Consider the following 25,118-nt stretch of genomic DNA (forward strand, 5'->3'; position numbering starts at 1 on the left):
GTGAAGCTGCAACTTGTCGCTGTCGGCACGAAGATGCCCGACTGGGTTCAAACGGGATTTACGGAATATCTGCGTCGTTTTCCGAAAGATATGCCCTTTGAGCTGATCGAAATCCCTGCGGGCAAACGCGGCAAGAACGCGGATATCAAACGCATTCTCGACAAAGAGGGCGAGCAGATGCTGGCCGCCGCCGGTAAGAATCGCATTGTTACCCTGGATATTCCAGGCAAGCCGTGGGATACGCCGCAGTTAGCCAATGAGCTGGAGCGCTGGAAACAGGACGGGCGCGACGTCAGTTTGCTGATTGGCGGCCCGGAAGGATTATCTCCCGCCTGCAAAGCGGCAGCGGAACAGAGCTGGTCGCTCTCGGCGTTAACGCTCCCTCACCCACTGGTTCGGGTTCTGGTCGCGGAGAGTTTGTACCGGGCGTGGAGCATCACAACCAACCACCCTTATCACCGTGAGTGATCGTGAAGTCTTGAGAAGATTAAGCAGCGGATGAAACGACAAAATTCTTTTCGTGACTATACGGCTGAGTCCGCACTGTTTGTGCGTCGGGCGCTGGTCGCCTTTTTGGGTATTTTGCTGCTGACCGGCGTACTGATCGCCAATTTGTATAATCTGCAAATCCTCCGTTTTACCGATTACCAGACCCGCTCGAACGAAAACCGTATCAAGCTGGTGCCAATTGCGCCAAGCCGCGGGATAATCTACGACCGTAACGGCATTCCCCTTGCGCTGAACCGCACTATCTATCAGATTGAAATGATGCCGGAAAAGGTGGATAACGTTCAGCAAACGCTGGATGCGCTACGCAGTGTGGTCGATTTAAACGACGACGATATCGCCGCCTTTAAAAAAGAGCGCGCCCGATCCCATCGCTTTACTTCTATTCCGGTGAAAACAAACCTGACGGAAGTTCAGGTCGCGCGCTTTGCCGTCAACCAGTACCGTTTTCCGGGCGTTGAAGTCAAAGGCTATAAACGCCGCTATTATCCATACGGATCGGCGCTGACCCACGTTATCGGCTACGTATCGAAAATCAATGATAAAGACGTCGAGCGTCTCGACAGAGAAAACAAACTGGCAAACTACGCCGCCACCCATGACATCGGCAAGCTGGGCATTGAGCGCTACTATGAAGATATTCTGCATGGGCAAACCGGTTATGAAGAGGTTGAAGTCAACAACCGCGGCCGCGTCATTCGCCAGCTCAAAGAGGTGCCGCCGCAGGCCGGACACGATATCTACCTGACGCTGGATCTCAAGCTCCAGCAGTATATTGAAACGCTGCTGGCAGGCAGTCGCGCGGCGGTGATTGTCACCGATCCGCGTACCGGCGGCGTGCTGTCGCTGGTCTCCATGCCAAGTTACGACCCTAACCTTTTCGTGGATGGCATCTCCAGCAAAGATTACTCCGGGCTGCTTAACGACCCGAACACGCCATTAGTGAACCGCGCGACTCAGGGTGTCTACCCACCCGCTTCTACCGTTAAGCCTTACGTCGCCGTATCGGCGTTAAGCGCTGGCGTCATCACCCGTAACACCAGTCTTTTCGACCCTGGCTGGTGGCAGTTGCCGGGGTCTGAGAAACGCTACCGCGACTGGAAAAAATGGGGCCACGGGCATCTGAATATCACCAAATCCCTTGAAGAGTCGGCGGATACCTTCTTCTATCAGGTGGCCTATGACATGGGAATCGACCGCCTGTCAGAATGGATGGGTAAGTTTGGCTATGGGCACTATACGGGAATTGATCTCGCAGAAGAGCGCTCTGGTAATATGCCGACCCGCGAGTGGAAACAGAAACGCTTTAAAAAACCGTGGTATCAGGGCGATACGATTCCGGTGGGCATCGGCCAGGGCTACTGGACGGCAACGCCGATTCAGATGAGTAAGGCGCTGATGATCCTTATTAACGACGGTGTAGTTAAAGTCCCGCATCTGTTAATGAGCACCGCGGAAAACGGTAAGCAGGTGCCGTGGGTACAGCCGCATGAGCCGCCGGTGGGCGATATTCACTCCGGCTACTGGGAAATTGCGAAAGATGGAATGTATGGCGTCGCCAACCGCCCTAACGGCACGGCTCATAAATATTTTGCCAGCGCGCCCTATAAAATCGCGGCGAAGTCGGGCACCGCGCAGGTCTTTGGCCTGAAGGCCAACGAAACGTACAATGCGCATAAAATCGCCGAGCGCCTGCGTGACCATAAATTAATGACCGCCTTTGCGCCGTATAACAATCCCCAGGTCGCCGTCGCGATCATCCTTGAAAACGGCGGCGCAGGCCCGGCAGTAGGCACGATCATGCGCCAAATCCTTGATCACATCATGCTGGGCGACAACAACACCCATTTGCCTGCGGAAAACCCGGTGGTTGCAGCGGCGGAGGACCAATAATCATGACGGATAATCCGAACAAAAAAACCTTCTGGGATAAAATTCATATCGATCCCACGATGCTACTCATTCTGCTGGCGTTACTGGTTTACAGCGCATTGGTCATCTGGAGCGCCAGCGGCCAGGACATCGGCATGATGGAGCGTAAAATCGGTCAGATTGCGATGGGGCTGGTGGTTATGGTGGTGATGGCGCAGATCCCGCCGCGCGTATATGAAGGCTGGGCGCCCTATCTCTATATCATTTGTATCATTTTGCTGGTCGCCGTTGATGCCTTCGGCGCAATATCCAAAGGCGCGCAGCGCTGGCTCGATCTGGGAATCGTTCGCTTTCAGCCTTCGGAAATAGCCAAAATCGCCGTGCCGCTGATGGTCGCCCGCTTTATTAACCGCGACGTCTGCCCGCCCTCGCTGAAAAATACCGCCATCGCCCTGGTATTAATCTTTATGCCTACCCTGCTGGTTGCCGCCCAGCCGGACCTCGGGACGTCTATTTTGGTCGCCCTTTCCGGTCTCTTTGTCCTATTTTTGTCTGGTCTGAGCTGGCGCTTAATTGGGGTCGCCATTGTATTGATCGCTGCATTTATTCCTATTTTGTGGTTTTTCCTGATGCACGATTACCAACGCCAGCGCGTCATGATGCTCCTTGATCCGGAGACCGATCCGCTGGGCGCGGGCTATCATATTATTCAGTCTAAAATCGCCATTGGCTCAGGCGGCCTGCGCGGTAAAGGCTGGCTCCACGGCACCCAGTCGCAGCTGGAGTTTTTACCCGAACGCCATACCGACTTTATCTTCGCGGTACTGGCGGAAGAGCTCGGTCTGGTGGGCATCCTGATTCTGCTCGCGCTCTATATTTTGCTGATAATGCGCGGTCTGTGGATTGCCGCCAGAGCGCAAACTACATTTGGTCGCGTGATGGCTGGCGGATTAATGTTAATATTATTCGTTTATGTCTTCGTAAATATTGGTATGGTGAGCGGTATTCTGCCTGTGGTTGGAGTACCTTTACCCCTGGTCAGCTACGGGGGCTCCGCACTGATTGTGCTGATGGCCGGGTTCGGGATTGTGATGTCGATCCACACCCACAGAAAAATGTTGTCGAAAAGCGTATAAGGGGTGCGCAATGCGTAAGCAGTTGCCTGTAATCTGCGTCGCGGCAGGGATAGTACTACTCGCGGCATGTACTAATGACGGCGGTCAGCAGCAAACCACCGTCGCGCCGCAACCTGCGGTATGTAATGGTCCGACTGTGGAAATCAGCGGAGCGGAACCGCGTTATGAACCTCTGAATCCGACCGCAAACCAGGATTATCAGCGTGACGGTAAAAGTTATAAAATCGTTCAGGACCCGTCCCGCTTTAGCCAGGCTGGCCTGGCCGCTATTTATGATGCGGAACCCGGCAGTAATTTAACCGCCTCCGGGGAGATGTTCGATCCGATGCAGCTTACCGCCGCCCATCCGACACTGCCTATCCCCAGCTATGCGCGAATCACCAACCTGGCCAACGGTCGCATGATCGTCGTGCGTATTAACGATCGCGGCCCCTATGGCACCGATCGGGTCATCTCCCTGTCCCGCGCAGCGGCGGATCGTCTGAATACCTCGAATAATACTAAAGTACGGATTGACCCCATTATCGTGGCGCCGGATGGTTCGCTCTCCGGCCCGGGGATGGCCTGTACGACGGTGGCGAAACAGACCTACGCTCTGCCCCCGCGCCCTGATTTAAGCGGCGGAATGGGAAGCGCCTCTTCAGCGCCTGCGCAACCGCAAGGCGACGTGCTTCCGGTCAGCAATGCCACGTTGAAAAGTGACGATACCACCGGCGCGCCGGTGAGCAGCAGCGGCTTCCTCGGCGCGCCGACCACGCTGGCGCCTGGCGTGCTGGAGGGTAATGAACCGACGCCAGCGCCACAGCCAGCGCCGGTTTCCGCGCCGGTGACGGCTCCAGCGACTGCGACGCCGGTTAGCGCGCCTGCCGCCACGGCCCCGGTATCTGCCCCGGTGAGCGCGCCTGTCGCCGCGGCGAGCGGCCGTTTCGTCGTCCAGGTCGGCGCCGTCAGCGATCAAACGCGTGCGCAGCAGTACCAACAGCGTTTAAGCCAGCAGTTCAGCGTACCAGGACGCGTAATACAAAACGGCGCGGTCTGGCGTATTCAACTGGGGCCTTTTGCCAGTAAAGCCGAAGCCAGCGCGTTACAGCAACGTTTGCAAACAGAAGCACAATTACAGTCCTTTATCGCCAGCGCGCAGTAACCGATCGCAGGTATCTGTACTGTCAATTTCTGTAAATGACATTAACAAAGTCACGCGGAAAGTCAGATGCCTGCCAGTTATGCTTTTGCTATAGTAGGGCTCTTTTTTTAATTTCATCACGGACGTCGTAGTTCAGACCATGAAGACCACTTTTTCCGCTCGTTTTATGCAGCGCATGGCGCTCACCACGGCGCTTTGTGCCGCGTTTATCTCAACCGCACATGCCGATGACCTGAATATCAAAACTATGATCCCGGGTGTTCCGCAGATCGATGCGGAATCCTACATCCTGATCGACTACAACTCCGGTAAAGTTCTGGCGGAACAAAACGCCGACGAACGTCGCGACCCGGCGAGTCTGACGAAGATGATGACCAGTTACGTCATCGGACAGGCAATGAAAGCGGGTAAATTTAAAGAAACCGACCTGGTTACCGTCGGTAATGACGCCTGGGCCACCGGCAATCCGGTATTTAAAGGCTCCTCGCTGATGTTCCTCAAGCCGGGAATGCAGGTACCGGTCTCTCAGTTGATACGCGGCATCAATCTGCAATCCGGCAATGACGCCTGTGTGGCAATGGCTGATTTCGCCGCCGGTAGCCAGGATGCTTTCGTCGGGCTGATGAATAGCTATGTGAACGCGTTAGGGCTGAAAAATACCCACTTCCAGACCGTACACGGCCTGGACGCCGACGGACAATACAGTTCAGCTCGCGATATGGCGCTGATTGGTCAGGCGTTAATTCGCGATGTGCCTAACGAATATGCCGTTTATAAAGAAAAAGAGTTCACCTTTAACGGCATTCGCCAGTTAAACCGTAACGGTCTGCTGTGGGATAACAGCCTGAATGTGGACGGCATCAAAACCGGCCATACCAGCAAAGCGGGCTATAATCTGGTCGCTTCCGCAACCGAAGGCCAGATGCGATTGATTTCCGCCGTGATGGGCGGACGGACCTATAAAGGCCGTGAAACAGAAAGCAAAAAACTGCTGACGTGGGGCTTCCGTTTCTTTGAAACCGTTAATCCGCTGAAGGCTGGTAAAGAGTTCGCCTCTGAACCCGCCTGGTTTGGTAATACCGATCGCGCCTCGCTGGGCGTCGATAAAGACGTTTACCTGACGATCCCTCGTGGTCGCATGAAAGATTTGAAAGCGAGCTATGTACTGAATACCGCAGAACTGCACGCGCCGCTGCAGAAAAACCAGGTGGTCGGCACCATCAACTTCCAGCTGGACGGTAAAACCATCGAGCAGCGTCCGCTGGTCGTACTGCAAGAGATCCCGGAAGGGAACTTCTTCGGTAAAATCATTGATTACATTAAATTAATGTTCCATCACTGGTTTGGATAAAAATTGAACGCTTGAAAGTGTGATTTTCGTCCCCATATACTATGCATCAGTAAAACTCCCGCCCTGTGGCGGGAGTTGTTATTTTTTTTACGTAATGCCGGAGCTGACATGAAAACCAAACTTAACGAACTGCTTGAATTCCCTACGCCATTTACTTACAAAGTAATGGGGCAGGCGTTACCTGAGCTGGTTGATCAGGTGGTTGAAGTGGTACAGCGCCATGCGCCTGGTGATTACTCTCCGACGGTAAAACCGAGCAGCAAAGGCAACTACCACTCGGTCTCTATCACCATTAATGCCACCCATATTGAACAGGTTGAAACGCTGTACGAAGAACTGGGCAATATTGATATCGTGCGAATGGTATTGTAATACATCCAGACGGTTACCCGGTCTTATCCGGGTAACTCCCCGCCTCCCCCGCTGTGATATACTTTCCTCTCTTTTTTCATTCTCTACGGAGATGCCGTTTTGTATCAGGATAAAATCCTTGTCCGCCAGCTCGGCCTTCAGCCCTATGAAGCTATCTCTCAGGCCATGCATAACTTTACCGATATGCGCGATGAAAACAGCCATGATGAAATCTGGTTGGTTGAGCATTACCCGGTGTTTACCCAGGGCCAAGCCGGTAAAGCGGAACATATATTGATGCCTGGCGATATTCCCGTTGTGCAGAGCGATCGTGGAGGACAGGTGACCTATCATGGTCCGGGCCAACAGGTAATGTACGTTTTACTTAACCTGAAACGACGTAAACTGGGCGTGCGTGATTTAGTCACCCTACTTGAACAGACCGTGGTGAATACGCTGGCTGAAATTGGTATTGAGGCGCATCCGCGCGCCGATGCGCCGGGCGTCTATGTGGGTGAAAAGAAAATCTGCTCGCTGGGTTTACGTATCCGTCGCGGCTGCTCATTCCACGGTTTAGCGCTAAACGTTAACATGGATCTTTCTCCTTTCCTGCGCATCAACCCGTGTGGTTATGCCGGCATGGAAATGGCCAAAATAACACAGTGGAAAGAAGACGCTACCACGGATAATATTGCGCCCCGCTTGCTGGCGAATATTTTAGCTCTGCTAAATAATCCATCGTATGAATATATTGCTGCTTAATGCGTAAAATATAATGGCCCAAGAAATTTATGGGTCATTAATCATATATGATTTGAATGCTTTACTTCTCCCCCCGCTTTCTATATTTTCGTTATATCCCTGCTGTAGCCGCCAGGCGGCATGGCCTCTTCAGTCCTCATGATGAGGAATTTTCCGTGAACAAAATCCCGGCCTTGCTGTTACTTATCTTATTGAAATGACTTAAAATACATTCATAAGAGTAATTTTAAAACCAACTCATAAATGCAAAATATACTATTTCATCTATTATTCATAATACGAATGAATTCGGAGCCAGAGCGTGAGTGATAATAATCAGGCAGAAAGACAACCGGCCGATCAACATCTACAAGACAAACCGCAAATTTTCAGAACACTGAGAAATATTGACCTCAATCTGTTGACGATTTTCGAGGCCGTATATGTCCATAAAGGGATCGTCAATGCCGCGAAAATTCTTAACCTGACGCCGTCAGCCATCAGCCAGTCCATTCAAAAATTACGGACTATATTTCCCGATCCGCTGTTTATTCGCAAAGGCCAGGGCGTAACGCCCACGACGTATGCTACGCATCTGCACGAATACATCAGCCAGGGGCTGGAATCTATTCTTGGCGCCCTGGATCTTACGGGCAGCTACGATAAGCAGCGTACCATTACAATTGGCACGACGCCTTCGGTCGGCGCGCTAGTGATGCCGATTATTTACCAGGCCATCAGGCCGCGTTATCCTCAGCTTTTGCTGCGCAACATTCCGGTAGACGATGCCGAAAGCCAGCTTAGTCAGTTTCAGACCGATCTCATTATCAATACCCATAGCTATAACAACCGGAGCATCCAGCATCACGTCCTGTTTAGCGATACGCTTGAGATTGTCTGCCGCCAGCATCACCCATGTCTGGCGAACGCCATTACTGAAGAGAGACTGAACAGCGCGGATCACACCTTTCTGATGCTGGAGGGACAACATCTTTCCCTACTGCGCCAGCGACTGCAGGAGACATTTCCCGATCAGCAAATCAGTTTTAGCAGCTACAATATTTTTACCATTGCCTCGCTGATCGCCAGCAGCGATCTGCTGGGACTGATGCCCACCCGCTTCTACGACTTATTTAGCCGCTGCTGGCCGCTTGAACGCCTTCCCTACGCGCCGGTGAATAGTGAACAGGTCGAGTTCTCGCTGCATTACAATAAACTGAGTCTGCGCGATCCGGTGCTGGAGAACGTCATTGATATCATTCGTGAGGCGTTCTGACAAAAATGTTGCATTCAGGTCACGGAAGATATGGGCAAACAGCACAAAACAACAACTATTTTACATTTTGCCGGGCTGTCAGGCTGCTTTATGGCCCTTATCAATGATATACTGCGTGTCACAAATTCAAAAATAGTTGATAAATACAACTTTCCCTTGAATTGAAACGCTTTCCTTCGTTATTCGCAACTGGAACACGCACGCTATGAGTAAACCCATTGTGATGGAACGCGGTGTAAAATACCGCGATGCCGATAAGATGGCTCTTATCCCGGTTAAAAATGTGGTCACAGAGCGCGACGCTCTACTACGTAAACCGGAATGGATGAAAATAAAACTTCCGGCGGATTCTACCCGTATCCAGGGCATCAAAGCCGCAATGCGCAAAAATGGCCTGCATTCTGTCTGCGAGGAAGCGTCTTGCCCAAACCTGGCTGAATGTTTCAACCACGGCACCGCTACGTTTATGATCCTTGGCGCCATTTGCACTCGCCGCTGTCCGTTCTGTGATGTCGCCCATGGCCGCCCCGTTGCGCCGGATGCGGAAGAGCCGCAGAAACTGGCGCAAACGATCGCCGACATGGCGCTACGCTATGTGGTCATCACCTCTGTCGACCGTGACGATCTGCGTGACGGCGGCGCCCAGCATTTTGCTGACTGCATCACCGCTATCCGTGCCAAAAGCCCGGAGATAAAAATAGAAACCCTGGTGCCAGACTTCCGTGGACGTATGGATCGCGCGCTGGATATTCTTAACGCGACGCCGCCGGATGTGTTTAACCACAACCTGGAAAACGTGCCGCGTATTTACCGCCAGGTTCGTCCGGGCGCCGATTACAACTGGTCGCTGAAATTACTGGAACGCTTCAAAGAAGCGCACCCGGAAATTCCGACAAAATCGGGTCTGATGGTGGGCTTAGGCGAAACCAATGCGGAAATCATTGAGGTTATGCGCGACTTACGCCGTCATGGCGTCACCATGCTGACGCTTGGTCAGTATCTACAGCCAAGCCGCCATCACCTGCCGGTACAGCGTTATGTCAGCCCGGAAGAGTTTGACGAGATGAAAGCGGAAGCCCTGGCGATGGGCTTTACCCATGCCGCCTGTGGCCCCTTTGTACGTTCTTCGTACCATGCTGATCTCCAGGCCAAAGGCATGGAAGTGAAATGATCGTGTAATAGACGCTTACATTTCAGGCAAAAAAAACCGGCAACTTGCCGGTTTTTTTACTCTGCGGAGCAAGCGCATCGCGCTATTACTCTTTGTGCGAGAGTTTTTCAGCCTGAACGCTACCGTCGACGTCTTTCTTAACGCCCGCGTCTTCATCGTTCATTGCTTTCTTGAATCCTTTAATCGCCGTGCCCAGGTCTCCGCCCAGCGTACGTAACTTCTTGGTACCAAACAGCAGAACAACCAGTGCGGCAACCACCAGCAGTTTGGTAATACTAATCTCACCCATAGATACCTTCTTCACTAAAAACAGGCTGCGTAACGCGCCGGATTAACCTGAGAATATTAACGGTCTTTCGACGCGCGCACACAATAGCAATCTGTAACAAGGTGAATCAAGCTTTGCGTAAAAAAACATCATAATAATTGCGGTGGCGCAAATCGTCGTTGCTGCAAAAGAGGAAGTTGCTCCCGCACCTGGTCTATTCGTTCTCTGAATATTTCCGCGACGATCAGCGCCGGACGATCGGCTGCTGCGGCTATCGTTACCCCCAACGGATCGATAATACGACTTTGACCAATATTACGATTACCACACTCCCCGGCCGCAATCATATAGCAGGTGGTATCCAGCGCTCTCGCCGCCAGCAGCGTCGACCACTGCTGCTCTTTCAACGGGCCGCGAACCCAGCCCGTCGGCAGCGCCAATACGTCAGCCCCCTGTAAAGCCAGCGCTAACGCCATGTCAGGAAAGCGCAGGTCATAACAGGTCATAAGCCCCACCTTAACCCCCTCCACGTCCAGCACAGGCGCGATAGCGGTTCCGGCATCAATACTTTGGGATTCTTGCATCGAAAACACATCATAGAGATGCAGCTTCGCGTAACGCGCGACAATGTGACCTGCCCGTAGCGCCACCAGCATATTAACCGCCCGTCCAGGCGTTGACGGGACAAGGATAGTGAATATCGTCGTCATATTATTATGAGCGCTTTCTTCCTGAAGCCGCGTCATAAACGCGCCATCCAGCGGCTGCGCGGCGCGAATCGGCAGGTCAAGGTCGATGTCATCTCGCGCTAATATCCCCTCAGGCAGCACCAGAAGCGATACGCCGCGGCCCGCCGCCTGAGCCATTAACGAAACGCAAACTTGCGCATTCTTTTCCCATACAGAACTCACCACAAACTGCCCGGCTGCAACGAACATATCCCCTCCCACACCTCTGTCAGGACTCGCCAATTATGCGTGTTCGGCGTTACACTCCTCCTGTATAGCAATTAAATAAAGGATTCGGCAGTGTTACAGCTTCTTTTAGCAGTTTTTATCGGCGGTGGAACGGGGAGCGTAGCCCGGTGGATGCTAAGTATGCGTTTTAATCCGCTTCATCAGGCGATTCCCATCGGTACGCTAACAGCAAATTTGCTTGGCGCGTTTATTATCGGCATGGGGTTCGCCTGGTTTAACCGCATGACACATATCGATCCGATGTGGAAAGTGCTCATTACGACCGGCTTTTGCGGCGGCCTGACGACCTTTTCTACTTTTTCTGCTGAAGTGGTATTCTTGCTGCAAGAGGGGCGCTTTGGCTGGGCGCTGCTGAATGTGCTGATTAACCTGTTGGGTTCGTTTGCCATGACAGCGCTGGCATTCTGGCTATTTTCCGCCGCAGCGGCGCGTTAAGCGCAAAAAAAAAAACCCGCCGAAAGGACGGGTTTTGAAATCTTGCTGTCGGACGTATGCTTACAGAGCAGTTACGTTTGCAGCGGAAGGGCCTTTGGCACCGTTAGTGATTTCGAACTCTACGCGCTGACCTTCAGCCAGAGTTTTAAAACCATTGGTCTGGATTGCAGAGAAGTGTACGAACACGTCTTTGCTGCCATCTTCCGGAGTAATGAAACCGAATCCTTTGGATTCATTAAACCACTTAACGTTACCTTTAATCTTAGACATCAAAATTACCTTTACATGAAAAATAGACACAAATGCTGTGTCGGATACCAGTACAACAATTGTGATGCATTTTGTCCAGTCGAACTTTGCGAAAAAGTGATAAATATCGCGTTAATTTTTAGCTAACCCTGTCTACTTATTGTTTTTTAAGGCTTTTTTATTCACAACTGAAGCATGTCCTTCCCCGTCAAAACTGGAAACGCATCCAGGCGAAATAGACGTTTCCGTTGTTATACGAACCCGGAATGTAGGTCATCTGAAAGGTAGCGGGACCATAGCCTATCGACGCTAAAGGCAACAGTACAGGGATGGGAATATAATTCCAGTTGTCGCGCGCGGTAACGCCTGCGGTAAAGCCCAGTCCCAGACGAAAATTATCGTCTTCCAGCGGTCGCCAGGTTTTTTCCCAGCCATAACCGCCTATGGGTTCCCATTTGTTAAATGAATCTTTAAAGGCCATCATATAGAGGCCATGCCAGTTGCCTTTGTCGTCCCAGCGCGACTGACCAAAACCAACGCCCCACGGCCGCTCGTTATAGCGATCCGTTTTCTCTTTATCGTAGGCAAAGCGCGCATGCCAGGTAATGGCGGGGACATACAAATCATAATGCTCAGGCTGTCGCCACGTTTCTGCGACGTTATCGGTAAACGTGTTAAACCACCCTTTATCCGCCGCAGAGACTGAAGGAATAGCCAGCCATGGCATAACAAGGAGAGCAATAATAAGAAAATACTTTCTGATAATCATCACAACAGCCATACCGTTCAAAAATTCGACCGTGATAATAACAACATTAACCTGAATAAAATCTTAACAAACTATAAACAGAGAATAATCTGAGAAAGTATCGGGTTAACGGCGTTTGATTTAGCACTCAGAACCGTCGCGCTCTCCTTACTAAGTTTTCACAAAAAACACAAAACAAAGCACAACAAACAAAACAATAAAATAACAATAAATTAATACTTATAGCGCTACAGAAAATTCGTATAAGCATATTTCATCTTTAGCGATGACATGAAAAAATAACCGCGCCGTGATTTTAATCAGTAAGGCGCCATCCTTTATTCGGTACATTTTTATACCACTTTTGTGGTTCTTATTTTTACTCTGGGTGTCGATAAGACAGGGGAAACAATGCTAACAGTTATAGAGCTCCTTATCGGAGTCGTCGTTATTGTGGGTGTAGCGCGCTACATCATTAAGGGATATTCCGCCACTGGCGTTTTATTTGTCGGCGGTCTGGTTCTGCTTATTATCAGCGCACTGATGGGGCATAAGGTATTACCTGCCAGCGAAACCAGTACCGGCTATACCGCAACAGATATTGTTGAATACATCAAAATTTTGCTCATGAGTCGCGGCGGCGATCTTGGCATGATGATCATGATGCTGTGCGGCTTTGCCGCTTATATGACGCATATCGGCGCGAATGATATGGTCGTGAAGCTGGCGTCGAAACCTTTACAGTACATAAACTCGCCCTACCTGTTGATGATTGCCGCCTATTTTGTCGCCTGCCTGATGTCGCTGGCCGTCTCTTCCGCGACGGGGCTTGGCGTACTGCTCATGGCTACTCTCTTCCCGGTGATGGTCAACGTCGGCATTAGCCGCGGCGCGGCGGCGGCTATTTGCGCCTCTCCGGCCGCCATCATCCTCTCGCCAACGTCTGGCGATGTGGTTTTAGCCGCAAAAGCGGCGGAGATGCCGTTAATCGATTTCGCGTTCAAAACCACGCTGCCGATTTCCATCGCCGCAATTATCGGTATGGCGATTGCGCACTTTTTCTGGCAACGCTATCTGGATAAAAAAGAGAACATTTCACATGAGATGCTGGACGTTGCGGAGATTACCACCACGGCCCCGGCGTTTTATGCCCTTTTGCCGTTCACGCCCATTATCGGCGTACTGATTTTTGACGGTAAATGGGGGCCGCAGTTGCACATTATTACCATCCTGGTGATCTGTATGCTGCTGGCCGCCGTGCTGGAATTCGTGCGCGGCTTCAACACGCAAAATGTGTTTTCCGGCCTGGAAGTGGCTTATCGCGGCATGGCGGATGCGTTTGCCGGCGTCGTGATGCTGCTGGTCGCGGCGGGCGTTTTCGCCCAGGGGCTGAGCACCATTGGCTTTATCCAAAGTCTGATCTCGATTGCCACTTCTTTTGGCTCCGCCAGCATTATTCTGATGCTGGTATTAGTGATTTTAACCATGCTGGCCGCGATGACCACCGGTTCAGGCAATGCGCCTTTTTACGCCTTTGTTGAGATGATCCCTAAACTGGCGCACTCCTCCGGCATCAACCCAGCCTATTTATCCATCCCAATGCTGCAAGCCTCAAACCTGGGGCGCACGATTTCGCCGGTCTCCGGCGTGGTGGTCGCTGTCGCCGGGATGGCTAAAATATCACCGTTTGAAGTGGTGAAGCGCACGTCCGTTCCGGTCATCGTCGGTCTGTTGATCGTCATTATCGCCACGGAAATTATGGTGCCAGGCGCCTCTTCCGCCGTTACTGGCGGCTGATAGCCGGTAAGCCGGGGCGAGGGAAAACATCGCCCCGGCATCTTAAACCAAGCTTAGCCGCCGTGGTAAATACGCTGCGGCCTGCCCACTTTGCCATGAATAATCTCTGCGACAATCAGGTGCTGACTCGCGCAATATTCCAGGTAACGTCGGGATGTGGTGCGGCTTATCGTTAAGGCCTGCGCAACCGTTTCAGCCGTATGGCGTACGGTTGGATCGGCAAACAGCTTCATCACCGCATTAAGGGTTAAGGCATCAATACCGGTCGGCAAATCCCCTTTCGGTTCGCCGCGCGCATAGGCGTTGAACATTTCATCTATCTGCTTCTGGCTTGCGCTATCCGCGCTCGCCAGCATACGTCTGCGCTGTTGATAGCGGGTCAGCGTCTGTCCCAAACGTTCATAAGCAATAGGTTTGACCAGATAATCAAACGCGCCGCTACGTACCGCTTCCGCTACCGTCTCCATGTCACTGGCGGCGGTCGTAAACACGACGCCGCCGGGATAGCGCGACTGCATTAATTCATGCAGCAGCGTAATCCCCTTCCCATCCGGCAGATAATTATCCAACAGAATTAATCCAGGTTTGAACCGGTCAATCATCATTCTCGCCTGCGCCAGATTGCCCGCCAGCCATATCTGCTTAAAGCCAGGAATATGGCGGATATATTCTGCGTGCATCTCCGCCAGCAGCGTTTCATCCTCAACGATCAATAGGGTTAATGGTTCTGTCATCGTTTTTTTTCACTTTCGGAAGGAATAAAGAAAATAAGGTGCCACAAGGATCATTGTCTTCCAGCGTAATGACCCCGCCACAGCGCCCCACATAACTTGCAATCAGATATAACCCGATACCATGCTCACCGGGTTCGTCGGTTCGGGTACTTACGCCCTGTTCAAAAATTTTTTCCCGCAGCGCTTCAGGAACGCCGCAGCCCTGGTCGGCGACCTCTATCACCACCTCGTCGCCCTCGTCGCTCAGGAAAAGTTCGATGGTATTGTCGCCTTCCTGTGTACGCAAACTCGCTTCAAACGCGTTATCCAGCAGATTCCCGACGATGGCGGCGAACTCCGTGCTATCCAGCCCCTCCGGCAGTTGATGTAGCTGGCTGCCGGGAACAATCACCATCTTGAGCCCCAGTTCACGCGCGCGCTGAACTTTGCCAAACAGCAAACCGGCCACCTGACGATCGGCGAAGGCGCCGCGTAAACTATCAATAAGTTGCTGCTGCGCCTGCGACTCACCCTGCACCATCTCTCTGACCCGATCATACTCCTTCATTTGCAGCAGGCCGTTCAGAGTCGACATCCAGTTCAGGTGCTCATGGCGTAGCGTGCGCAGGCTCTCAACATACTGTTTAATCTGGGTTAGCTGCGCGTTCAACGTCGCGATTTCATCTTTGCTGCGAAAACTAATAATAGCGCCCAGCAACTCCTCGCCGGAACGGATAGCTTCACGATTGGCGATGACGCTCAGGCCATTGAAGTTGGCCATCACGTCCTGGCGTCTTTCTGCGATCTGGCAGGTAAAAAAGTCTGCCGGATTGACGACTTCCGCTATCAGCTTGCCCAGCCACTGACGCCCCGGCGACGGCAGCCCCAACATTTTTCTCGCATTGCGGTTAATCGCGGTGATATGTCCCTCCGGATCAACGGCGATCAGCCCTTCATAAACCGAGCTAAACAACGCCTCCTGCTGGCGTACCACGCGCGCAATCTGTTTCGGCTCCATGCCCAGCATTTGTCGGCGGATATGCGCGGCGAAAAACCAGGAAAGCAGCATTAATACCAACAGCAACAGGACAAAAACCCCCGCCATCGGTAATAAGAAGTCCAGCCGCCAGGAGTCGATTTTACTGACCAGATAGCCAATTGAAACAACGCCGATCACGTTGCCTTCGTTGTCAAAGATAGGCGTTTTGGCGCGCATCGCCATCCCTATTGAGCCCTTACCGGTAATGAAATAACTTTCTCCTCTTTCCAACGCGCCGGGTTTCGTAAACTGCATGGGATAGCCGATTTTTTCCGGATTCGGATGGTAAAGCCGGATCGAGTGGCGATCGCCTATCACCACATAGTCAAAATCCGTCCCGCGCTGCAGTTTATTCGCAATTATCGCCAGGCGTTTATAGTCCCGGTTTTTTACGGCGGCGATAATGCTGTCGTTAGAAGCAATAATTTTTGCCTGATTCATCGCCATATCACGAACATGGGACGCCAGATAATCTTCGAAACTGGCAGACAAATATTGTGCTAACGCTGCCACGATGAAAACAGAAACCACCAGAATGAGCAGAAAAATACGTAACGGAAACGCGAGTTGCCGAAAAAAAGGAAACAGCTTTTTATTTTTCTGATAGGACATTAAGGTTCCTTATGGGTATTTCTCTGCAGATTTATCGCAAATGTAATAAAAATGTTTTGAGCATCTTGAAGCCTATAAAAACCAATCGTTACAGATTCCCCACATTAAATCAATTAAACAACTAAAACCCATCGCCGGAATGGCGATTAAATTAATTAAAAAACTTAAAACCATAAAACACTTAAAAACCATCTAACGCTTTGTGAAATAAATCAAAATTTACCACCAAAATACTCCTTACGATGTATACGTCAGTGAGAAAAAATAAATAACTCGTCATAAAAATACTCCTACTCTGACTGAAAAGAAAAAGTTATCAAGTTGCAACACAGCGCAACATATACAGAAAAGTGGCAACAAGCATATCACCAGGATATTTCTTACTATGTTTGGCAATAATGTATTCACTCGGGTAAAACGCTCTGAAAATAAAAAAATGGCGGAGATCGCTCACTTTCTCAAAGAGAATGATTTAAGCGTCGATACCACTGTAGAGGTGTTTATTACCGTCAGCCGTGATGACCGTCTTATTGCCTGCGGCGGTATTGCTGGAAATATCATTAAATGCGTGGCCATTAGCGAATCAGTACGCGGCGAAGGCTTAGCGTTAACGCTAGCGACGGAATTGATTAATCTCGCCTGGGAACGGCACTGCACCCATCTTTTTATTTATACCAAAACGGAATACGAAGCGCTGTTTAAACAGTGCAGCTTTTCGACGATAGCCAGCGTCCCCGGCGTGATGGTCTTAATGGAAAATAGCGCGACCCGGTTGAAACGGTATGCGGAATCGCTGGCGACATTACGTCACGAGGGAAAGAAAATTGGCTGTATTGTGATGAACGCCAATCCTTTCACGAACGGCCATCGCTATCTGATCCAACAGGCGGCTGCGCAGTGCGACTGGCTGCATCTGTTCCTGGTCAAAGAAGATACGTCACGCTTTCCCTATGAAGACCGACTCGATCTGGTTCTTAAAGGGACCACCGATATCCCGCGCTTAACCGTTCACCGCGGCTCCGAATACATTATTTCTCGGGCGACGTTCCCCTGCTATTTCATTAAAGAGCAGAGCGTTATTAATCACTGTTATACCGAAATCGACCTGAAGATTTTCCGCCAGTATCTGGCGCCCGCGCTTGGCATCACACACCGCTTTGTCGGTACGGAACCATTTTGTACCGTTACCGCCCAGTATAACCTTGATATGCGTTTCTGGCTGGAGACGCCAACGCTTCCCGCCCCACCCATTACGCTGGTGGAAATAGAGCGGCTTTGCTTCCAGGAGACGCCGATATCCGCCTCCTGGGTACGCAAGCTGCTGGTTAAACACGATCTCACGGCTATCGCGCCGCTGGTTCCCGACGCCACCCTGCGCTATTTGCAGGGCATGGTCGAACGCCATCCGGGCAGCGCGGCAGCCCGTCAAAAGTCCCCCGTATTAGCAACAGGTGAAAAATGAAAATAAACCAGCTAGCCGTCGCAGGCACGCTTGAGTCCGGCGATGTGATGATACGCATTGCGCCGCTCGATACGCAGGATATTGACCTGCAAATCAGCAGTAGCGTTGAAAAACAGTTTGGCGAGGCCATTCGCGCCACCATCCTGGAGGTGCTTTCTCGCTACGACGTGCGCGGCGTACAACTGAACGTCGATGATAAAGGCGCTCTGGACTGCATTTTGCGCGCCCGACTGGAAACGCTACTGGCGCGCGCCAGCGGTATTGCCGCTCTGCCCTGGGAGGATCGCCAATGATTTCCGCCTCTCTGCAACAACGTAAAACCCGCACCCGCCGCAGTATGTTATTCGTACCGGGCGCCAACGCGGCGATGGTGAGCAATTCGTTTATCTATCCGGCCGACGCGCTGATGTTCGACCTGGAAGACTCCGTTGCATTACGCGAAAAAGACGCGGCGCGCCGTCTGGTATATCACGCGCTGCAACATCCGCTTTACCGTGACGTCGAAACCATCGTCCGCGTGAATGCGCTGGACTCCGAATGGGGCGTCAACGATCTGGAAGCGGTCGTGCGCGGCGGCGCGGACGTGGTGCGTTTACCGAAAACCGACACCGCGCAGGACGTCATTGATATCGAAAACGAAATTCTGCGCATTGAAAACGCCTGCGGTCGCGAACCGGGCAGTACCGGCCTGTTAGCCGCCGTGGAATCGCCGCTGGGTATTACCCGCGCGGTAGAAATCGCCCACGCCTCTGAACGGTTGATCGGGATTGCGCTGGGCGCGGAAGACTATGTTCGCAACCTGCGCACCGAACGCTCTCCGGAAGGCACCGAACTGCTGTTCGCCCGCTGCTCCATTTTGCAGGCCGCGCGTTCCGCCGGCATTCAGGCCTTCGATACCGTCTATTCCGACGCCAACAACGAAGCCGGTTTCCTGCAAGAAGCCGCCCACATTAAACAGTTGGGCTTTGACGGTAAGTCACTGATCAACCCCCGCCAGATAGAGCTGCTGCACAACCTTTATGCGCCGACGCGTAAAGAGGTCGCCCATGCGCGTCTGGTCGTTGAAGCCGCAGAAGCCGCCGCCCGCGAAGGTCTTGGCGTCGTTTCCCTTAACGGCAAGATGGTCGACAGCCCGGTGATTGAACGCGCCCGTCTGGTGCTCTCCCGTGCAGAACTTTCCGGTATTCGCGAAGAATAAGGCAAAACAATGACGCAGAAAAATGAATCTCAACGCCAGGATCGCGTAGCAGCCTGGAGCCGTCACGCTGAAAGCGAACTGAGCGCTTACCAAAGTGCGGCAAAATTGGATCTACAAGCGCAAAAACCGCGCGACCACAAACTGTGCGCCAGCCTGGAAGAGGCCATCCGCCGTTCCGGTTTACGCGACGGCATGACGCTCTCTTTTCACCACGCGTTTCGCGGCGGCGATCTGACGATTAACCTGGTGATGGAAACCATCGCGAAGATGGGCTTCAAAAACCTGACCCTGGCCTCCAGTTCGCTAAGCGACTGCCATGCGCCGCTGGTTGAACACATTCGTAACGGGGTGGTCAGTCGCATCTATACGTCAGGCTTGCGCGGCCCGCTGGCGGAAGAAATTTCTCGCGGCCTGCTGGCTGAGCCGGTTCAGATTCACTCCCACGGCGGTCGTGTACATCTGGTACAAAGCGGCGAACTCAATATTGATGTTGCGTTTCTTGGCGTGCCCTCCTGCGATGAATTCGGTAATGCTAACGGTTATACCGGCAAGGCCTGCTGCGGTTCACTGGGCTACGCGATGGTGGATGCCGACAGCGCGAAACAGGTCGTAATGCTGACGGAGCAACTGCTGCCGTATCCGCATAACCCGGCAAGCATCGCTCAGGATCAGGTTGATCTGATTGTGCAAATCGAAGAAGTCGGTGATGCAAACAAAATCGGCGCTGGCGCGACCCGCATGACCACTAATCCGCGTGAACTGCTGATCGCCCGCAGCGCGGCGGAAGTCATTGCTCACTCCGGCTACTTCAACGAAGGTTTCTCCCTGCAAACCGGCACTGGCGGCGCATCGCTGGCGGTCACCCGCTTCCTGGAAGACAAAATGCGTAGCCGCAACATTGTGGCTAATTTCGCGCTGGGCGGAATCACCGCCACCATGGTCGACCTGCATGAAAAAGGCTTAATCCGCAAACTGCTTGACGTGCAGAGCTTCGATCGTAACGCTGCGCAATCTTTGGCCCGCAACCCGAACCATATCGAAATCAGCGCTAACCAGTACGCCAACTGGGGCTCTAAAGGCGCTTCCGTCGACCGTCTGGACGTGGTGGTATTGAGCGCGCTGGAAGTAGACACCCACTTCAATGTTAACGTGCTGACCGGCTCCGACGGCGTTCTACGCGGCGCGTCCGGCGGTCACTGCGATACCGCCGTCGCGGCGGCGCTGTCCATCATCGTCGCGCCGCTGGTGCGCGGTCGCATCCCAACGCTGGTTGATAACGTCACCACCTGCGTCACACCAGGCTCCAGCGTTGACATTCTGGTCACCGATCACGGTATCGCCGTCAATCCGGCGCGTCCGGAGCTGGCTGAACGCCTGAAAGCTGCGGGAATGAAAGTGGTATCGATTGAGTGGCTGCGCGAACGCGCGCAACTGCTTACCGGTCAGCCCCGCCCTATCGAATTCACTGACCGCGTGATTGCTGTCGTGCGTTATCGCGACGGTTCAGTGATCGATGTGGTGCATCAGGTGAAGGAATAAGCCATGCGCCTGCTTCCGGAACTCGCCGCCTGTCACAACGTTTCTATTCCTGAGCTGCTCGCCAGCCGGGATGAGAGACAAGCAAGACAGCGCGCCTGGCTAACGCGCCACGCTACTCCGCTGGTCTCCTTTACCGTGGTGGCGCCAGGCCCGATGAAAGACAGCGCGTTAACCCGCCGGATCTTTAATCACGGCGTGACTGCCCTGCACACGCTGGCAGAAGAGTATGGCTGGACCATCCGGGAGCAGGCTGCACTGGCTTCCGCCAGCGGGCCGGAAGGACTGCTGGCGATTGACGCGCCCGCTCAGGCGCTCAAACAGGCGACCATCGCGCTGGAACAGCGTTATCCACTGGGGCGCCTGTGGGATATCGATGTCCTGACGGCGGAAGGCGAAATACTCTCTCGCCGCCATTTCGCGCTTCCCGCTCGCCGCTGTCTGCTGTGCGGGCAAAGCGCGGCTGAATGCGCGCGGGGTAAAACCCACGCGCTGACTGATTTACTGACTCATATGGAGGCGCTGCTGCATGATGCCGATTCCCGTCAACCCGACTAACGCCTCCATTCAGCCTCAGTCGCTGTATGACGCCTGGGCCGATTTGGCCTGGCGCGCCATGCTGACCGAGGTAAATTTATCGCCAAAACCCGGTCTGGTAGACCGACTAAACTGCGGCGCGCACAAAGATATGGCGCTGGCGGATTTTCACCGCAGCGCGGAGGCGATTCGACACTGGCTGCCGCGCTTTATGGAATATGGCGCCAGCTGCACGCGCCTGCCACCAGAGTCAGTTCTGGCGGGCCTGCGTCCATTGGGGATGGCCTGTGAAGCAGCGATGTTTCGCGCAACGGCGGGCGTCAATACCCATAAAGGCAGCATTTTCTCGCTGGGGTTACTGTGCGCCGCCATTGGCCGCCTGTATCAGCTACGCCAGCCGATCGCCGCAGAAACACTCTGCGCTACCGCCGCCGATTTTTGCCGCGGCCTGACCACGCGCGAACTGCGCCAGAACAACCTACAGCTCACCGCAGGTCAGCGGTTGTATCAGCAACTGGGATTAACCGGCGCGCGCGGCGAAGCGGAAGCAGGCTATCCGCTGGTCATCCGCCACGCGTTGCCGCACTACCGCGCATTGCTGGCGCAGGGGCGCGATCCCGAACTGGCGCTGCTTGATACCTTACTGCTGCTGATGTCGCTTAACGGCGATACCAACGTCGCGTCGCGCGGCGGGGCGGACGGTCTGCGCTGGTTACAGCAGCAGGCGGCTTTCTTATTACATCAGGGCGGCATACGGACGCCTGACGATCTCGTTTATCTCCACCGGTTCGATCAGCAATGCATTGAACGCAATCTCAGCCCAGGCGGTAGCGCCGATCTGCTGATCGTGACCTGGTTTTTAGCGCAAATTTCGCAAGTTAATCATTAACACAATTATAGAAAATATCCTTTCCGGAGAGTCATTTATGTCTTTATCCAAAGATAATATATGGAAGTTGTTGGCCCCATTAGTGGTGATGGGCGTCATGTTGCTAATTCCTGTTCCAGATGGTATGCCGCCGCAGGCCTGGCACTATTTTGCGGTTTTCGTCGCGATGATTGTCGGTATGATCCTGGAGCCGATCCCGGCGACAGCGATCAGTTTTATCGCCGTAACCATTTGCGTTATCGGCAGCAATTACCTGCTATTTGACGCTTCAGAACTGGCCGATCCGGCGTTTAACGCCAGTAAACAGGCGCTGAAATGGGGGCTTGCCGGTTTCTCCAGCACCACGGTCTGGCTGGTTTTCGGCGCGTTTATTTTCGCGCTGGGCTACGAAGTGACCGGGCTGGGGCGCCGCATTGCGCTGTTTTTGGTAAAATTCATGGGTAAACGCACGCTGACGCTCGGCTATGCGATTGTCATTATCGATATTTTGCTGGCGCCATTTACTCCCTCCAATACGGCTCGTACCGGCGGGACTGTCTTCCCGGTCATCAAGAACCTGCCGCCGCTGTTTAAATCGTTTCCAAACGATCCTTCCGCACGCCGCATCGGCGGTTATTTGATGTGGATGATGGTGATCAGTACCAGCCTGAGCTCTTCGATGTTTGTCACTGGCGCGGCGCCAAACGTGTTAGGTCTGGAGTTCGTCAGCAAGATCGCCGGCGTCCAGATTAGCTGGCTGCAGTGGTTTCTCAGCTTTCTGCCGGTAGGGATTATTTTACTGATCGTTGCGCCGTGGCTCTCCTATGTGCTTTATAAACCCGAAGTGACCCACAGTGCGGAAGTCGCAGCCTGGGCTGGCGGCGAGTTAAAAAACATGGGGCGTCTGTCCCGCAAAGAGTGGACGCTGATTGGCCTGGTGCTGCTTAGCTTAGGATTGTGGGTTTTTGGTGGAAAAATCATCAACGCCACTGCCGTGGGTCTGCTGGCCGTCTCGCTGATGCTGGCGTTGCATGTTGTGCCGTGGAAAGACATTACGCGCTACAACAGCGCCTGGAACACCCTGGTGAACCTCGCTACGCTGGTGGTCATGGCCAATGGCTTAACCCGCTCCGGCTTTATTGACTGGTTCGCCAATACCATGAGTACACATCTGGAAGGTTTCTCGCCGGATGCAACCGTCATTGTACTGGTACTGGTGTTCTATTTCGCGCACTACCTGTTCGCCAGCCTTTCCGCTCACACCGCGACCATGCTGCCGGTCATTCTGGCGGTGGGTAAAGGCATTCCGGGCGTTCCGATGGAACAACTGTGTATTCTGCTGGTGCTGTCTATCGGTATCATGGGCTGTCTGACGCCGTATGCCACCGGCCCTGGTGTGATTATCTACGGCTGCGGTTACGTGAAATCCAAAGACTACTGGCGGCTTGGCGCAATCTTTGGCGTTATCTATATCGCGATGCTGTTGCTGGTGGGCTGGCCGATTCTGGCAATGTGGAATTAAACATTACGCCAACGTAGGTTAAAAATGATGCCGTTCAGGTTCACCTGAGCGGCATTTTTTATGATTAAATGGGTAACATTCATAATGTGTATAAATTATCGAATTCACCATGAACACAATATGGCATTACAGCCCGCTGCTGGCTGCCCTCTTAACCCCGATTTTTGCCGCCAACGCCGACGAACTTCAGGCGCAACAGTACGGTGATTTCACTGACTATGTGCTGGCGCTTTCCTGGCAAACCGGTTTTTGTCAAAGCCAGCATGAACGCCGCCATCGGGAGCCCGATGAGTGCCGTCTGCAAAAAGAGCCAGCCAACAAAGCAGACTTTCTGACCGTCCACGGCCTGTGGCCTGGATTACCCAAATCTATCGCCGCACGCGGTGTTGACCAGCGACGCTGGCAGCGCTTTGGTTGTGCGACGCGGCCAATCCCGAATCTGCCTGAAGTCAAGGCCAGCCGGAAATGCTCCGCCCCCGCCCCCGGACTTTCGCCTGACATCGCGGCAGCGCTTAAGGAAGTGATGCCCGGCGCGGGGGGGAATTCCTGTCTGGAGCGCTACGAATATGCCAAACATGGCGCCTGTTTCGGGTTTGATCCCAATGCCTATTTCGGCACCATGATACGGCTGGATAAGGCGATAAAAGACAGCTCGCTGGGGCAGTTTCTGGCGGATAATTACGGCAAAACCGTTAGCCGCGCTGAGTTTGATAGCGTCGTCGCACAAATGTGGGGCCAGGATAATGTCAAAGCCGTTAAAGTAAACTGCCATGGCAACCCCGCCTATTTAACAGAGATTCAGTTTTCACTAAAGGCGTCGATGATTAACGCCCCGCTCTCCTCTGCCTCATTTCAGCCGCAGCCGCATCCCGGCAACTGCGGGAAACAGTTTATTATCGATAAAGCCGGTTATTGACGAAGCAGAGGTTTAAAACCGTAGCCACATTTGAGAACACGCCCGAATGTAGACTAAAATTCACTCAAGGCTATGACGTTTGAGGATTTACCCGAATGTGAACTAAATCACTTCAAAGACGGGGGAAGTCTCAGTATCATCATGAGAGTTAAACCCTCGCCGCCAGACGGTGAGGGTTTTCTTTTGGGACCATTTACCTGCACTACTCGCAGTATCGATGACATGGAGTAAGAAATGTCCAGACCCACTATTATCATTAACGACCTTGACGCCGAACGTATTGATCGTCTTCTGGAACAGCCTGCGTATGCGGATCTGCCGATTGCCGACGCGCTCAACGCCGAACTGGATCGCGCGCAAATGTGTTCGCCACAAGAGATGCCGAACGATGTCGTCACCATGAACAGCCGCGTTAAATTCCGCAATTTGAGCGATGGTGAAACACGCGTGCGGACGCTGGTGTACCCCGCCAATATGACGGACAGCAGTACCCAGCTTTCGGTAATGGCGCCCGTCGGCGCGGCGTTGCTGGGACTGCGCGTCGGCGACACCATTCACTGGGAACTGCCGGGCGGCGCCTCCACCCATCTCGAAGTGCTGGAACTCGAATATCAGCCTGAAGCCGCGGGCGACTTCCTGCGTTAAACCCCATCTGCATAAGCGTTAATGCGTTTACACAGAGGATGCCTACG

At 53.0% G+C, this 25,118-nt stretch carries 26 protein-coding genes; 20 read left to right on the forward strand and 6 right to left on the reverse strand.

Going from position 1 to position 25,118, the window contains the following annotated elements:
• The 9 genes from rlmH to lipA all read left to right on the forward strand — a co-directional run bounded on the left by rlmH (position 1) and on the right by lipA (position 9,549).
• On the forward strand, positions 1-468 hold the full coding sequence (gene rlmH, locus LCS67_RS15605; RefSeq protein WP_000776107.1) for a 23S rRNA (pseudouridine(1915)-N(3))-methyltransferase RlmH: 468 nt from the start codon (positions 1-3) through the stop codon (positions 466-468).
• Between the two features lie 30 nt (positions 469-498).
• Positions 499-2,400, forward strand: a complete 1,902-nt coding sequence (mrdA, locus tag LCS67_RS15610; RefSeq protein ID WP_000828700.1) for a peptidoglycan DD-transpeptidase MrdA — start codon at positions 499-501, stop codon at positions 2,398-2,400.
• A gap of 2 nt (positions 2,401-2,402) precedes the next feature.
• Positions 2,403-3,515 carry a peptidoglycan glycosyltransferase MrdB gene (gene mrdB / locus LCS67_RS15615; RefSeq protein ID WP_000131713.1) on the forward strand — a complete coding sequence of 371 codons (1,113 nt, stop codon included), beginning with the start codon at positions 2,403-2,405 and terminating at the stop codon, positions 3,513-3,515.
• Between the two features lie 10 nt (positions 3,516-3,525).
• The gene (gene rlpA, locus LCS67_RS15620; RefSeq protein WP_001529015.1) at positions 3,526-4,659 is read left to right on the forward strand and encodes an endolytic peptidoglycan transglycosylase RlpA; all 1,134 of its coding nucleotides are present in this window, start codon (positions 3,526-3,528) and stop codon (positions 4,657-4,659) included.
• 139 nt (positions 4,660-4,798) lie between these two features.
• Positions 4,799-6,010: a D-alanyl-D-alanine carboxypeptidase DacA gene (dacA, locus tag LCS67_RS15625; protein WP_000858711.1), complete on the forward strand. Its 1,212-nt coding sequence runs from the start codon at positions 4,799-4,801 to the stop codon at positions 6,008-6,010.
• Positions 6,011-6,118: 108 nt separating this feature from the next.
• On the forward strand, positions 6,119-6,382 hold the full coding sequence (ybeD, locus tag LCS67_RS15630; protein ID WP_000850547.1) for a DUF493 family protein YbeD: 264 nt from the start codon (positions 6,119-6,121) through the stop codon (positions 6,380-6,382).
• A 99-nt stretch (positions 6,383-6,481) separates the two neighbouring features.
• On the forward strand, positions 6,482-7,123 hold the full coding sequence (gene lipB / locus LCS67_RS15635) for a lipoyl(octanoyl) transferase LipB (RefSeq protein ID WP_000284011.1): 642 nt from the start codon (positions 6,482-6,484) through the stop codon (positions 7,121-7,123).
• 301 nt (positions 7,124-7,424) lie between these two features.
• Complete coding sequence (locus LCS67_RS15640) at positions 7,425-8,378, forward strand: YbeF family transcriptional regulator (protein ID WP_001282817.1); 954 nt, start codon at positions 7,425-7,427, stop codon at positions 8,376-8,378.
• A 205-nt stretch (positions 8,379-8,583) separates the two neighbouring features.
• Positions 8,584-9,549, forward strand: coding sequence for a lipoyl synthase (lipA, locus tag LCS67_RS15645; RefSeq protein WP_000042640.1), 966 nt, complete (start codon positions 8,584-8,586; stop codon positions 9,547-9,549).
• Positions 9,550-9,634: 85 nt separating this feature from the next.
• Here the strand turns inward: lipA and tatE are convergent, their stop codons facing one another.
• A complete protein-coding gene (gene tatE, locus LCS67_RS15650; RefSeq protein WP_000503938.1) occupies positions 9,635-9,838 on the reverse strand; it encodes a twin-arginine translocase subunit TatE in 204 nt (67 codons plus the stop codon).
• A gap of 128 nt (positions 9,839-9,966) precedes the next feature.
• Entirely contained in the window at positions 9,967-10,755 is a 789-nt protein-coding gene (locus tag LCS67_RS15655) for a deaminated glutathione amidase (protein WP_079906012.1), read from the reverse strand.
• A 90-nt stretch (positions 10,756-10,845) separates the two neighbouring features.
• Here LCS67_RS15655 and crcB point away from each other — a divergent pair, with 90 nt between their 5' ends.
• Positions 10,846-11,229, forward strand: a complete 384-nt coding sequence (gene crcB, locus LCS67_RS15660) for a fluoride efflux transporter CrcB (protein WP_000939753.1) — start codon at positions 10,846-10,848, stop codon at positions 11,227-11,229.
• 60 nt (positions 11,230-11,289) lie between these two features.
• On the opposite strand, the gene cspE is transcribed toward crcB, so the two are convergent.
• Both cspE and pagP read right to left on the reverse strand, forming a co-directional pair.
• Positions 11,290-11,499 (reverse strand): transcription antiterminator/RNA stability regulator CspE, encoded by a 210-nt coding sequence (gene cspE / locus LCS67_RS15665; RefSeq protein WP_000034826.1) that lies wholly within the window; start codon positions 11,497-11,499, stop codon positions 11,290-11,292.
• A 187-nt stretch (positions 11,500-11,686) separates the two neighbouring features.
• Positions 11,687-12,259 carry a lipid IV(A) palmitoyltransferase PagP gene (gene pagP, locus LCS67_RS15670; RefSeq protein ID WP_001623090.1) on the reverse strand — a complete coding sequence of 191 codons (573 nt, stop codon included), beginning with the start codon at positions 12,257-12,259 and terminating at the stop codon, positions 11,687-11,689.
• Between the two features lie 378 nt (positions 12,260-12,637).
• Between pagP and dcuC the strand changes: the two genes are divergently transcribed.
• Complete coding sequence (gene dcuC, locus LCS67_RS15675) at positions 12,638-14,023, forward strand: anaerobic C4-dicarboxylate transporter DcuC (protein WP_000958619.1); 1,386 nt, start codon at positions 12,638-12,640, stop codon at positions 14,021-14,023.
• Positions 14,024-14,076: 53 nt separating this feature from the next.
• Here the strand turns inward: dcuC and dpiA are convergent, their stop codons facing one another.
• Entirely contained in the window at positions 14,077-14,757 is a 681-nt protein-coding gene (gene dpiA, locus LCS67_RS15680) for a two-component response regulator DpiA (RefSeq protein WP_000138778.1), read from the reverse strand.
• Positions 14,726-16,387, reverse strand: coding sequence for a sensor histidine kinase DpiB (gene dpiB / locus LCS67_RS15685; RefSeq protein WP_000121807.1), 1,662 nt, complete (start codon positions 16,385-16,387; stop codon positions 14,726-14,728). Before dpiB ends, dpiA begins: the two co-directional genes overlap by 32 nt.
• Before the next feature lie 385 nt (positions 16,388-16,772).
• On the opposite strand from dpiB, the gene citC reads away from it, so the two are divergent.
• The 9 genes from citC (at position 16,773) to rnk (ending at position 25,071) form a co-directional block, all read left to right on the forward strand.
• Complete coding sequence (gene citC / locus LCS67_RS15690; protein ID WP_000467874.1) at positions 16,773-17,849, forward strand: [citrate (pro-3S)-lyase] ligase; 1,077 nt, start codon at positions 16,773-16,775, stop codon at positions 17,847-17,849.
• On the forward strand, positions 17,846-18,142 hold the full coding sequence (gene citD, locus LCS67_RS15695) for a citrate lyase acyl carrier protein (protein WP_000700685.1): 297 nt from the start codon (positions 17,846-17,848) through the stop codon (positions 18,140-18,142). The genes citC and citD overlap by 4 nt, the downstream gene beginning before the upstream one ends.
• Positions 18,139-19,047, forward strand: coding sequence for a citrate (pro-3S)-lyase subunit beta (citE, locus tag LCS67_RS15700; RefSeq protein WP_000622347.1), 909 nt, complete (start codon positions 18,139-18,141; stop codon positions 19,045-19,047). Before citD ends, citE begins: the two co-directional genes overlap by 4 nt.
• 9 nt (positions 19,048-19,056) lie before the next feature.
• Entirely contained in the window at positions 19,057-20,586 is a 1,530-nt protein-coding gene (citF, locus tag LCS67_RS15705; RefSeq protein ID WP_000192323.1) for a citrate lyase subunit alpha, read from the forward strand.
• Between the two features lie 3 nt (positions 20,587-20,589).
• Positions 20,590-21,141, forward strand: a complete 552-nt coding sequence (gene citX, locus LCS67_RS15710) for a citrate lyase holo-[acyl-carrier protein] synthase (RefSeq protein WP_001238275.1) — start codon at positions 20,590-20,592, stop codon at positions 21,139-21,141.
• The gene (citG, locus tag LCS67_RS15715; protein ID WP_000982668.1) at positions 21,113-22,009 is read left to right on the forward strand and encodes a triphosphoribosyl-dephospho-CoA synthase CitG; all 897 of its coding nucleotides are present in this window, start codon (positions 21,113-21,115) and stop codon (positions 22,007-22,009) included. The genes citX and citG overlap by 29 nt, the downstream gene beginning before the upstream one ends.
• Positions 22,010-22,046: 37 nt before the next feature.
• Positions 22,047-23,510, forward strand: a complete 1,464-nt coding sequence (gene citT / locus LCS67_RS15720) for a citrate/succinate antiporter CitT (protein ID WP_000059039.1) — start codon at positions 22,047-22,049, stop codon at positions 23,508-23,510.
• Between the two features lie 109 nt (positions 23,511-23,619).
• Positions 23,620-24,426, forward strand: a complete 807-nt coding sequence (gene rna, locus LCS67_RS15725) for a ribonuclease I (RefSeq protein ID WP_001092571.1) — start codon at positions 23,620-23,622, stop codon at positions 24,424-24,426.
• A gap of 234 nt (positions 24,427-24,660) precedes the next feature.
• Positions 24,661-25,071, forward strand: coding sequence for a nucleoside diphosphate kinase regulator (gene rnk / locus LCS67_RS15730; protein WP_000089748.1), 411 nt, complete (start codon positions 24,661-24,663; stop codon positions 25,069-25,071).
• The last annotated feature ends 47 nt before the right edge of the window (positions 25,072-25,118 follow it).

The organism is Salmonella sp. A7, from assembly GCF_020181675.1.
Taxonomy (GTDB): Bacteria; Pseudomonadota; Gammaproteobacteria; order Enterobacterales; family Enterobacteriaceae; genus Salmonella; species Salmonella enterica.